10 protein-coding genes are annotated in these 10,833 nt (G+C 59.6%); 3 read left to right on the forward strand and 7 right to left on the reverse strand.

All coding sequences use genetic code 11. The annotated features are described in order from the left end of the window. Positions 1–69 precede the first annotated feature (69 nt). Together WH50_RS00615 and WH50_RS00620 are read right to left on the reverse strand one after the other, a co-directional pair. Complete coding sequence (locus WH50_RS00615; protein ID WP_165838252.1) at positions 70–987, reverse strand: class I SAM-dependent methyltransferase; 918 nt, start codon at positions 985–987, stop codon at positions 70–72. Further along, a complete protein-coding gene (locus WH50_RS00620) occupies positions 980–1,915 on the reverse strand; it encodes a DMT family transporter (protein ID WP_110185576.1) in 936 nt (311 codons plus the stop codon). The genes WH50_RS00615 and WH50_RS00620 overlap by 8 nt, the downstream gene beginning before the upstream one ends. A gap of 88 nt (positions 1,916–2,003) precedes the next feature. On the opposite strand from WH50_RS00620, the gene WH50_RS00625 reads away from it, so the two are divergent. Next, complete coding sequence (locus tag WH50_RS00625) at positions 2,004–2,915, forward strand: LysR family transcriptional regulator (RefSeq protein ID WP_110185577.1); 912 nt, start codon at positions 2,004–2,006, stop codon at positions 2,913–2,915. Between the two features lie 118 nt (positions 2,916–3,033). Next, positions 3,034–3,384, forward strand: coding sequence for a helix-turn-helix domain-containing protein (locus tag WH50_RS00630; RefSeq protein WP_165838253.1), 351 nt, complete (start codon positions 3,034–3,036; stop codon positions 3,382–3,384). Here the strand turns inward: WH50_RS00630 and WH50_RS00635 are convergent, their stop codons facing one another. From WH50_RS00635 to osmF, 4 genes are all read right to left on the reverse strand, one after another. Further along, on the reverse strand, positions 3,385–4,137 hold the full coding sequence (locus WH50_RS00635; RefSeq protein ID WP_110185579.1) for an ABC transporter permease: 753 nt from the start codon (positions 4,135–4,137) through the stop codon (positions 3,385–3,387). Then, on the reverse strand, positions 4,134–5,075 hold the full coding sequence (locus WH50_RS00640; RefSeq protein ID WP_110185580.1) for an ABC transporter ATP-binding protein: 942 nt from the start codon (positions 5,073–5,075) through the stop codon (positions 4,134–4,136). The genes WH50_RS00635 and WH50_RS00640 overlap by 4 nt, the downstream gene beginning before the upstream one ends. Next, a complete protein-coding gene (locus tag WH50_RS00645; protein WP_110185581.1) occupies positions 5,072–6,235 on the reverse strand; it encodes an ABC transporter permease in 1,164 nt (387 codons plus the stop codon). The genes WH50_RS00640 and WH50_RS00645 overlap by 4 nt, the downstream gene beginning before the upstream one ends. An 87-nt stretch (positions 6,236–6,322) precedes the next feature. Further along, a complete protein-coding gene (gene osmF / locus WH50_RS00650) occupies positions 6,323–7,243 on the reverse strand; it encodes a glycine betaine ABC transporter substrate-binding protein OsmF (protein WP_110185582.1) in 921 nt (306 codons plus the stop codon). A 317-nt stretch (positions 7,244–7,560) separates the two neighbouring features. On the opposite strand from osmF, the gene WH50_RS00655 reads away from it, so the two are divergent. Further along, on the forward strand, positions 7,561–8,433 hold the full coding sequence (locus tag WH50_RS00655; RefSeq protein WP_110185583.1) for a hypothetical protein: 873 nt from the start codon (positions 7,561–7,563) through the stop codon (positions 8,431–8,433). A gap of 104 nt (positions 8,434–8,537) precedes the next feature. On the opposite strand, the gene WH50_RS00660 is transcribed toward WH50_RS00655, so the two are convergent. Continuing rightward, positions 8,538–10,724, reverse strand: coding sequence for an NAD(P)-binding protein (locus WH50_RS00660; protein ID WP_110185584.1), 2,187 nt, complete (start codon positions 10,722–10,724; stop codon positions 8,538–8,540). Positions 10,725–10,833: the final 109 nt, after the last annotated feature.

Genomic DNA, 10,833 nt, shown 5'->3' on the forward strand with positions numbered 1-10,833 from the left:
CGCTGATAACACTTTGTACTGCTGAGTGCCCAGCCGGTGGCTGGGCACGGTGGTCAGTGACGCTTGCGCTCAGGGTTTGACGGATTCCAGCATGGCCACCGTGTGGCCAATACTCTGACCGGCACGCAGGGCCTCGTACGCCTCCACGGCGGACAGCTCGTAGTAGGACAGATAATGGTCAATGTCACGGGCGTCGTCGGTACCGTCGACATAGGCACGCGGACCAAACGCATTGTGCAATGCCTTGACCGGATAAAAGCGGAATGGCCCCAGCCCCTGTTTCTCCCATGCCGCATAACCGCCAATCACATCTTCAGGTTCTGACTGCACTTTCCAGGTGTAGAGCAGCAGGCTGCTGTCATAGCCCAGGCTGCGCGACAGTTTGAGGATGATATCAAGGGGGATGCGGGCACCGATGGACGACAGCACGCGCCCGCCATGGTTCAGCATAGGGTAAGCCTGTTCGATGGCCAGATAGTGCAGGCTGATCAGATACTGACTGACAAAGGCAGGTAAGGCCTCTTCGCGGCTGGCGATAAAGGTGGAGCTGTTTTGCCCTTCCTCCAGACGCAGCTCTTCATCGGCGGGAATGTTGGGCAGGTTTTCATAGATCAGATCGAAGCTGACGTCGCTGCGTGTCATCGGTGACAGCAGATCACCGGTGCCTGCCAGCAGATGCAGAGGGTAGTCCGGCAGGGTGTTCTCCAGAATATTGTGCTGGGCCTGCTCAATCACATCGGCATGAATATCGGTGATGCCCACCTTACCGGGGCGAAAGATCTCGATGGCGGCCAGTGCATCCAGACCCGTCCCGGTGCCGATGGTGCAGAAGTTCTCAACGCGGATACCCTGTCTGGCCAACAGTCGGAATGACGGCGCAGCGACGGAGGCTACCCAGTCACTGCGGGGGTCTTCTGCTTTGGGTAGGTATGAGCGGTCAGTCATCCCCAGTAGCAACGTATCCTTGATGGCGGCGGGCCTATCCACTCCTAGAAACGTCATCGTGGGGATGGCGACTGATGCCTTGGCTCGCTGGTTCATATACCGTGTTTCTCCTAGGGCGTACGGTCAATGACAGGCCAATAGCAATCACTATTGCGCCTGCAAAAGCATGGGGTTGCAGTGGTGTTCCCAGAACCCAGTGGGACAGCAACACACCAAAAAAGGGGTTCAGCAAATGGTAGGACGAGGCCGTGGCAGCGCCACTGATGCGAATCAGCAGCAGCCACAGTGCAGTGCCACCCATGGTGACGATGATGGCGAGGTAGAGAATCGCCCAGATTGAGGCAGGCGATGGTGTCAGTTCGGTGTCAGACGTCAGCAGCGTCAGGGGCGCAAGGGCAATCACTCCGGCAGCCGACTGCCAGAAGTTCAGCTGCAGAATGGGCAAGCCACTGGCCTTGCCGCGAAACAGCACGGTGCCGCTGGCAAAGGCACAGGTGCCGAGCAGGGCAAGGAGGATGCCCAGCGGATCAGGGCGGATAGCATCCAGACCCACGATGATCAGTACGCCAGCAAAGCCCAGGGTGATGCCCAGCAGGGTACGGCGGTTGAGCTGCTCAAGACGGCATACGGCAGACAGCAGCAGGGTAATAAACGGCGCGCAGCTGACCATCACCACCACCAGTGCGGCAGAAATGTAATGCAGTGCGGTAAAGGTCAGGCCGAGATAGAGGGCATTGTTGAGCAGGCCCAGCAGCAAACCGGTACGGATAACGCCCGGGTCCAGCAGTGCGCGGATGTTGCTAAGGCACAGTGGCAGCATCACCAGACAGCTGAGCAGGAAACGTGCGGTCAGCACCAGCATCGGCGGCAGCTCATGGACGGCAATCTTGCCGCCAACAAAGGCTGAGCTCCAGATGGCGCTGAAGGCGATGATCAGCGGTAGAAGCAGATAGGGGCGTGTTGTGTTCATGGCAGCGATTATCAGTCGCGCAATTTTTCTTGAGAAATTAATTATGCCTTCACTAAAATCACTTTGATTAATGTTGAGGGGGGTGGCTATGAACAATGGACTACTGCTGGGGAACCGCCAGATCACGCTGGAGCAACTGCGGGTGTTCGTCTGCGTGGCGGATGACAAGAGCTTTGATCGTGCCAGCCGTGAACTGCATCGCACACAGTCGGCGGTGACCCAGAGCCTGAAAAAGCTGGAGCAAATCCTCGACTGCACGCTGCTTGAGCGCAAACAGGGGCGGGTACTGGGGCTGACGCTGGACGGTGAACGCTTCCTGCCTGCCGCCAAGGAAATTCTTGCACGGGTGCTAGATGCGGTCAGCGCCATTCAGCACCCGGGGCTGGGCGGGCATATCCGCCTGGGGGTGCCGGATGATTTCAATGTCGTGGACATCCACGGTGCTCTGTCACGCTGCATGGTGATCAACCGTGGTCTGGGTATTCAGGTCACCTCAGCCCTGTCTTCCCGCATTGCCGACATGCTGCAGGCGGATCAGCTGGATGTGGCCATCTTCAAACGTGTCGCTGACGAACAGGCACAACACAGCAGTCAAGCGGAGGTGCAGGTGCTGCGCAAGGAGCCGCTGTGCTGGGTGGGGCGTGAGCCGGTGCAGTTCGATGAATTGCCGCAGCTGTCGCTGGTGGCCTTCCCCGATGGCTGCACTTACCGGCGGGCAGCGTTACAGGCGCTGATGGCCACCGGCAAGACGGTCAATTTTGCCTATGCCAGCGCTGCCTATGAAAACATCCGCAGCGCGGTCAGTGCTGGCCTTGGGATCAGCGCTCTGCCGCAGGGTGCGGTTGGTCCGAAGCATGTGGTGCTGGGCAGGGAGCAGGGCTTTCCGCCACTGCCGTTTGTCGAGCTGGTGATGGTGGTGCGCAGCAAGGATGAGCTGTATCAGCGTTTTGCTGAATACCTGCAGAACTCCAGCAGCTTTGCTGGCCTGCGTGTCGCCTGAGGCATCGCAGTCAGCGAATGATTTACTCCTGGCCAGCAGATACCTTTCTGCTGCCAGTTTCCGCTTTTTGCCGGATTTTCTTTGCTTTCCAGCCACAAAAGTATCAGCAATCAGGAGGATGCCGGAGGTCAGCCGGGTGATGCACTTCCTGTTCGAGAACTTCAGCCGCGATATTGCCATGGCCGAAGTGGCCTCACTGGTGGGCATGAGCGACAGCGTCTTTTCCCGTTTTTTCAAACCCCCTTTCTTCAAACAGAGCAGCGGCAACAGCTTTGTGCGCTACCTCAATACACTGCGCATCAATCGTGCCGCCGAGCTGCTGCACAGTACCGATCTGCCAGTGTCGAATATCTGTTTCGAGGTCGGCTTCAACAACCTGTCCAACTTCAACCGTCAGTTTATCCAGCGCCAGAAGGTGACACCGACGGCATACCGTCAGCGTTTCCTCGATACTCTGCAGCAGCTCTGATCAGTGCCCTTCGGCAGCGCTGTACAGCCGTCGGCCAAGATAGTCGAACAGGCTGTCGAGGCTGATGGCCAGCAGCCCCACCAGTAACGCACCCTGCACCACATACGCCAGATTGAAGTTGATCAGCCCGGCGATGATCGGGTCGCCCAGCGTCCGGGCACCAATGGTCGAGCCAATGGTGGCGGTGGCAACATTGATGATCAGCGAGGTCCGCACGCCGGCCATAATCACACTGGCCGCCATCGGCAGCTCCACCTGCCACAGTTGTTGCCATGGCGTCATGCCCATAGCCTGTGCTGCTTCCTGTACCGCGGGGGCGATGCCCTGAATACCTGCAATGGTGTTGCGCACCACCGGCAGCAGGCCGTACAGCAGCAGGCTGAAGAAGGCTGGCTTGAAGCCGAACCCCAGTGCCGGTACTGCCAGTGCCAGCACCGCGACCGGCGGGAAGGTCTGGCCAACGGAGGCCAGGGTGCTGACCAGTGGCAGAAAGTCGCGGCCACTGTCACGGGTCACCCATAACCCCAGACCGATGCCGGTCAGGCTGGCGGCCAGCCCGGAACTCAGCACCAGCAGCAGGTGGCTGCCCAGCAGGGTGAAAAAGCCGTCACGGTTGTAGATCACCTGTTTACTGTCCGGCTGCAGCCAGTGAAACAGCCCATGCCAGTGCGGCAGACTCAGCGTAACCAGTAACAGCAGGGTGAGGCTGAGCAGCAGGGCGACCGGCCACTGACGGGTGCTGGCCGTGGTCATGGCTGCTGCTCCAGAATGCGCTGCATGCTCAGCTCGCCGATCACCTGCCCGCTGTCATCGCAGACAGGCAGGCAGTCCACCTTGTGCCACAGCATCTGCGACACGGCCAGTTTGAGGCTGTCGCTGCCGTGCAGTCGTGGCTGATCGCTGGGCAGGGGCATTCGCGCCGGCTGCAGCAGCTCCGCCACGGTGGTGCAGGCGGCGGCCTTGAGCCCCCGGTCCTGCTGGCCGATCAGGTTGGCAACAAAGTCATTGGCGGGATGTTGTACCAGCTGCTGTGGGCTGGCGTTCTGGATGATCCGGCCCTGATCCATCACCACGATGCGGTTGCCGAGCTTCAGCGCCTCATCGATGTCATGGGTGACAAACACGATGGTTTTGTGCAGCTCGGCCTGAATCCGCAGCATCTCTGCCTGCAGGCTTTCGCGGGTGATGGGGTCCAGCGCGCCAAAGGGTTCGTCCATCAGCAGGATGTTGGGGTCGGCCGCTAGCGCCCGCGCAACTCCCACCCGCTGGGCCTGCCCGCCAGACAACTGGGCCGGCAGTTTGTCGGCGAACTGGGCCGGGTCGAGGTGCAGCAGCTCCAGCAGCTGGTGGACCCGCTGGCGGATACGCTGTGGCTCCCAGCCCAGCAACTGCGGAACAACGGCGATATTGCGTGCCACCGTCCAGTGGGGGAACAGGCCGATGCTCTGGATGGCATAGCCGATACGCCGGCGCAGCAGTTCCGGCCGCAGCCCGGCGATGTCTTCGCCATCAATACGAATGTGGCCATGGCTCGGTTCGATCAGCCGGTTGATCATGCGCAGGGTGGTGGATTTACCACAGCCTGAGGTGCCGATAAAGACGCAGAAGTCCCCCGCCTGAATGGTCAGCGACAGCGAGTTGACTGCGATGCTGTCGCCGTAGTGTTTACTGACCTGATCCAGTTCGATCATGGCGTTGGCTCCCGGTGGCAAAGGCGGGTCAGCAGACCCAGCAGAACGTCTGCCAGCAACGCCAGCACGATGGTAGGGATGGCGCCAAGCAGCACCAGATCCATGGCGGCCTGTCCCAGCCCCTGAAAAATAAAGGTGCCGAGCCCGCCGGCGCCGATCAGGGCGGCAACCGAGGTGAGGCCGATAGCCTGAATCAGGGTGATCCGGATACCTTCGATAATGACCGGCAGGGCCAGCGGCAAGCGCACGGCCAGAAAAATCTGCATGGGCGCCATGCCCATGCCACGGGCGGCATCCAGCACCTGCGCCGGAACTTCCTGCAGGGCGACAAAGGTATTGCGGGTGATGGGCAGCAGGCTGTAGCCCACCAGAGCGATCAGCGCCGGTGCCCAGCCAATGCCGCGCACATTCAGGGCCTGCAGCAAGGGGGAGTGGGCGGCCAGATAACTGAGCGGCACCATCAGCAGGCCGAACAAAGCCAGACTGGGAATGGTCTGCAGCAGGTTGAGCAGCTGAAACAGCGGCTGTCGCAGGCGCACTGAGGCCTGAGCGGCAATCGCCAGCACGATGCCGCACAGCAGGGCGATCAGCACCGCGGCTCCGGCTAACAACAGATGGGTCTGCAATTCTGCGGCGAACTTTGCCTGACGCTGGCTGTACTCCTGCAGCAGTGACAGGCGATCCAGCGCGCCGCTGTGGCCTAGCAGCCAGAGGCCTATGACCGTCGCAGCGGTGACCAGCCACTGCATGCCTACCAGCCGATACTGCTGCGCCAGACGCTGGCTGGTCTCGACTACCAGTAGCGCCAGAAACACGCCCATGCACCAGAAACCACTGCCCAGACCGACCCGGGCATAGGGCATGTCAGCAGGCAGGTGCTGGTGGGCATAGCTGGCGACGGCCAGTGGTAAACCGATCAGGGTCAGGGTGGTCAGCAGCAGCAGGGTGAGGTAACGGTCGCGTGACGGCCGCCAGCTCAGCGCGGCCATCAGCCCCAGCAGTGCCATCAGCAATAGCGTGGCCGGCAACCCTGCAGCTGTCAGCAGGCTGATCTCCTGGCCGGGAGCAATACGGTTGGGTTGGAAGGTAATGAAGTTCAGCAGCAGCGCTGCTGCCAGAGCCAGCCCTGTCATCGTCAGGATGACGCGGTTGTAGGTCATGGGGTTTCCTTGTGGTCTCCGCCCGGCTGTCGTCTCTGCGGGCCGGGCGGATCAGCGTGTCACTGTAATGAGCGCGTGATTACGCTCTTACAGCCCCTGACGGGTGAGAAAGTCCTGTGCCACCTGTTTGGGGTCCAGACCATTCACCGCCACATCGGCGTTGAGCTTTTGCAGGGTGGTCAGATCGAGCTTGCTGAATACGGCATTGAGCTTTTCGGCAATCTGCGGATGGGCATCCAGCACCTCCTTGCGGATCACTGGCGCAGGCTGATACACCGGCTGCACGCCCTTGCTGTCCTGCAGTACCACCATATCCAGTGCGCTCAGACCGCCATCGGTGCCGTAGGCCATGGCAGCATTGACGCCGTTGGTCTGCAGCGAAGCAGCGCGCAGGGTGGCTGCGGTGTTGCCGCCGGACAGCACCACCAGCTGGTCACTGCTGAGCTTGAAGCCGTAGGCGTTCTGAAAGGCGGGCAGGGCACTGGGGGATTCGACGAATTCACTGCTGGCGGCCAGCTTGAGGTCACCGCCTTTGGCCAGATAGTCCTGCAGCTGGTCAAGCCGGGTCAGCTGTTCCTTGCGTGACAGGTCTCCGCGCACACTGATGGCCCAGGTGTTGTTGGCATTCGCCGGTTGCAGCCATACCAGTTGATGGGCTTCCAGATCCTTGGCCCTGACGGTCTGATAGGCTTTATCGGCATCCTTCCACAGCGGGTCGTCGGCCATGTCGTAGAAGAAGGCACCGTTGCCGGTGTATTCGGGGTAGATATCGATTTCGCCACTGATCAGGGCCTTGCGCACGATGCTGGTGGCGCCGAGCTGAATCTTGTTCTCGGTCTTGATCCCCAGCTTGTCGAGGGTGAGGAGAATCATGTTGCCCAGCACCGAGCCTTCGGTGTCGATCTTGGAGGAAACCACGACGCTGTCTCTGGCCATGGCGCCACTGGAAGCGAGCACTGAGCCCAGCAGTCCCGCGCACAACAGGTTTTTCCATTTATTGTATTGCATCGTACTACTCCGATTGTGTGTTGATTGGCGTGCTGCTTCAGGCAACGTGCGCCGATCTCCAGATGAGGGGAAAGTGCGGTACAGCAGACAGTGTATAAGAGCCTTTGCGCAAAGCGCCAATGTAACGGCAGCTGATTCACGTTCGGCGAAGCGATCTTCCTGTCGAATACAGCCTGTTAGGGTCTGAAGGGCCAATAAACAAGAAAGGCTGTATTTCTGTGCAGAGATGACGAAGTTGGCAGATGGGTCTATACCTTTTGACGAGATAAGCAGTCGGGCATATCCCCCTGCGTTTTGCGAACAGACAAGGAGTAACGATGGCAACGACGGTGACGTATGACGAGCTGGTCGCTCAGACGCTGGCAATGTGTGCAGCAGTCAGCAATTCGCCACAGGGGCGGCTGCAACTGCGTGAGGCGTACTACAGCAAGTACGGCTTTCCATTACTGGCCCGGCAGGAGCTGGGGAACGCTTTTGACAAACCCGGTGCGGTGCATGGCGTCGATCTGCCTGATCTGGGATACGGCAACTCGGAAATTGCCTTTCTCCAGTGGGAAATCAAACGGGGGGTGCTGAACCCCATGGATGATGCCTCCATGCCGGCGGGCAGCCCCTGGTGGCGTGATGTTAACCTGCGTTTTATCTATTACTCCGAGCTGGCCGGGCTGATGTTCGAGAATAACGTCAGTGAGCCGGAGGCGCCTGTAGCGACCCTCAACTGGCTCAACTATCTGCACAGCCCCTCTGCCAAAACCTGGTACTGCGCCCACAATACCTCGATTCTTGCCGGGTTTGAGCGTTACAAGGCGCAAGCCGCCCAGGAGGAGAGTGTTGAGCAGGTATTCCTCAATATCACCCTGTACCGGCTGATGTTTGCTCAGGCGCTGGTGGAAGATGCCACCATGTTCGGTGAGCTGGGGGCGATCATGGCGGACCCGCGTGGTTTTGCGGTGGCACTGATCACTCATCTGCCCGATTTCTACCCGCTCAATTACCCGCTGCATGGCCTCAATGATCTGCGCATTATTGAAGGCTGGGAGCTGAGCCTGCAGGGCTTGGGCATTCGTATCCTTGACCACGACATCATCCTGCCGCATCTGACCGCGTTGTATCAGGCCTGTGCCCACTGGGACAGTGCGCCGTTCATCAACGGTTATGTGAAGGATGGCAAGCCGGTCTATCCGCAGTAAAAAAGATGTTCATGATCTTGTGAAACGTCTGACCGCCGCAGGCAACAGACGAAAAAAGCCGGAGTGAGGTGCTCACTCCGGCTTTTTGCTGGCTGGCCGGTGGCTTATTCGAACAGGCCCTCGCCGGGGATCTTTTCGCTGCTGCCACTGATGGCACGGGCGGTGAGCAGACCCGAGATGGTGGCCGATTCCACACAGCCCATGTTGAAGCCGTTGCGAATCCAGTCGCCGGTCAGGTACAGGTTGCGGAATCCCGATTCGTCGGTTTTCAGCCGGTACTGTGAGCTGCTGACCGTGGATTGCACATAGCGCTCGGACGGATCGATATTGGCCCGCCAGTACTGGGCGTTGAACCGGGCCTGACCTTCCAGACTGTCTGGCGCAATCAGATACTGCCATTTGAAGCCATCGGCATCGGTGGCGTTTTTCCACAGCGACCCAAGAGTGGTGTTCATCATGGTGATACACTGGGCTTTCACCTTGTCGGCCTGGCTCTGCACATAGGCCACGTTGGGCGCGGGCGGCGGGGCATCGGGGTTGAACACGCCGCAGAAGTAGCTGATGTCCTTCGGCTCGTCGGTGACCGGCCAGGTTTCCCGCGCCACCAGATAGCTGACGTCGGCCCATGAATCCATGGCCTGCGCATCGAAGCCCAGAATCTCCGGTGCTTCTTCATCGGGCTGGTAGTTGATCCAGCCCAGCTGTTGGACGTCCTGATTCAGCCACAGTTGCATGGCCTGGGTGGCGACGGTGGAGATTTTGCCGGTCATGGTGGCGAAGGCCGGATTGGCCGCCATCAGGGTGGGGCAGAGCGACGGCAGCGAAGCCACGGAGATGCCGAGGATGACCTCGTCGAAATCGTCGCCCTGCTTCAGCACCACTTGCGGTTCGTCGTAAATCTCCGGCCAGTTGCTCCAGAACGAGTTGAGATTGATATGGTTGGCTTGCAGCTTGGCGGCGACAGCATCATCGATCTGATCGTAGAGCGGTTCTGACGGCCAGCAGGGCAGCCCTTTGACCATCACCAGTGGTTCATATTCCTTGCTCGGGTCTTTCAGCGGCACCTGCTGGGCCAGCCGGATCTGGCTGATGTAACCGCCCTGATCATCGCTGGCGGCGACCACTTCCTCCACCCGGTGGAAGAATTTGAACTGCACGCCGCGGCGCTTCAGCACTTCGTAGTAGGGACCAAAAACGGTGTCGCCCATGCCGGCCTGCATGCGCCAGATAAAGGACTGCTTGGAGCAGGACAGGGCGTTGAGGCCAGCACGGATCACGGTACCGGTTTCAACGTTGGGCTGATCCAGCAAACCATCCTTGTAGGCAAAGACGCCACCATAGAGAGAGGCCATGATCGGCCCGTCGAGGGTAATCTGGCTGGCGCCGTGTTGCTGCAACCAGTCACGCAGATTGATGTCGTTGGCAGCGTTCAGACCGTAGTGATAGAGCTCATCGGCGAGGATGCCAATCAGTCCGGTCAGACCAAAGTCGGCCATCATCCACAGGCGGCTGACCTTGACCGACAGATGCAGAAACGGTGCGGTCAGATCACGCAGGGCGGTACGCACGCCGGTCAGCAGCTCGATCAGGGCGGCATGGGGTTCGCTGGTTTCCAGCCCTTCCAGTGTTGGCAGGGTCTTTTGCGCCTGCTGCAGACGGGCGTTGATGTCGGCCAGCGCTTCCTTGTCGAGCATGTCCAGCATGTCATCTTCCAGACGCTGGAACAGCGGCAGCGCCGGTGGCTCGGTATCATCCAGCTGCTGGGCACCGCCGGTATGATTGAGAATCCAGGCTACCAGCATGGCCAGGGCGGTCATCAGTGGCTTGGGATTCCAGCCATCACCGACGATGCCTGGCAGGGCGAAGGTCTGGATCGGCCAGGCGCACCACTGATTGTTGAACTTCTGTGCGAAGGCGGTGGTGTGGTGCGGTTTGAAGGCGTCATCGAGGGTCGCCAGCGGCTGGTCGGGTGAGCGGCCCAGTTCCTGATAGCAGGCGCGCATGTAGTGGAAGGCGTTGTAATAAAAGCCAAACCAGACATGGATACCATGTTCTTCGATGCGCTCATGATCATTAGCATTGCGGCCGCTGGCGCCTTTTCCGCCGAGCAGCCAGCCCATCTGATAGAGGGTGATGTCGTATTTTTCCTGCCAGTTGGCCTCGCTGGTCAGTTTGAAAGCGGCGGTGATAGCCGATACACCTCCACCAAGGATGACAATTTTGCGCTTTTTCGACACCGGGCTATTTAAACCGGTTGGATAGATTGACTCAGATGGGCTAGGTATAACCATTACGCTTTCTCCAGCGGTCTATACTGTGCAAACAGAGTGAAACCAATTGACTCCCAGTATTCACCCAAACTGAACAGCGGTTCTGCGTACCGACGGAGATGTTTTTCGG

This window comes from Pokkaliibacter plantistimulans (assembly GCF_003194385.1).
GTDB lineage: Bacteria > Pseudomonadota > Gammaproteobacteria > Pseudomonadales > Balneatricaceae > Pokkaliibacter > Pokkaliibacter plantistimulans.

Excerpts from the sequence above, each read along its gene's own strand:
- WH50_RS00620 (WP_110185576.1), bottom strand. The coding sequence starts at position 1,915 with ATGAACACAACACGCCCCTATCTGCTTCTACCGCTGATCATCGCCTTC.
- WH50_RS00625 (WP_110185577.1), top strand. The coding sequence starts at position 2,004 with ATGAACAATGGACTACTGCTGGGGAACCGCCAGATCACGCTGGAGCAA.
- WH50_RS00630 (WP_165838253.1), top strand. The coding sequence starts at position 3,034 with ATGCCGGAGGTCAGCCGGGTGATGCACTTCCTGTTCGAGAACTTCAGC.
- WH50_RS00635 (WP_110185579.1), bottom strand. The coding sequence starts at position 4,137 with ATGACCACGGCCAGCACCCGTCAGTGGCCGGTCGCCCTGCTGCTCAGC.
- WH50_RS00640 (WP_110185580.1), bottom strand. The coding sequence starts at position 5,075 with ATGATCGAACTGGATCAGGTCAGTAAACACTACGGCGACAGCATCGCA.
- WH50_RS00645 (WP_110185581.1), bottom strand. The coding sequence starts at position 6,235 with ATGACCTACAACCGCGTCATCCTGACGATGACAGGGCTGGCTCTGGCA.
- osmF (WP_110185582.1), bottom strand. The coding sequence starts at position 7,243 with ATGCAATACAATAAATGGAAAAACCTGTTGTGCGCGGGACTGCTGGGC.
- WH50_RS00655 (WP_110185583.1), top strand. The coding sequence starts at position 7,561 with ATGGCAACGACGGTGACGTATGACGAGCTGGTCGCTCAGACGCTGGCA.
- WH50_RS00660 (WP_110185584.1), bottom strand. The coding sequence starts at position 10,724 with ATGGTTATACCTAGCCCATCTGAGTCAATCTATCCAACCGGTTTAAAT.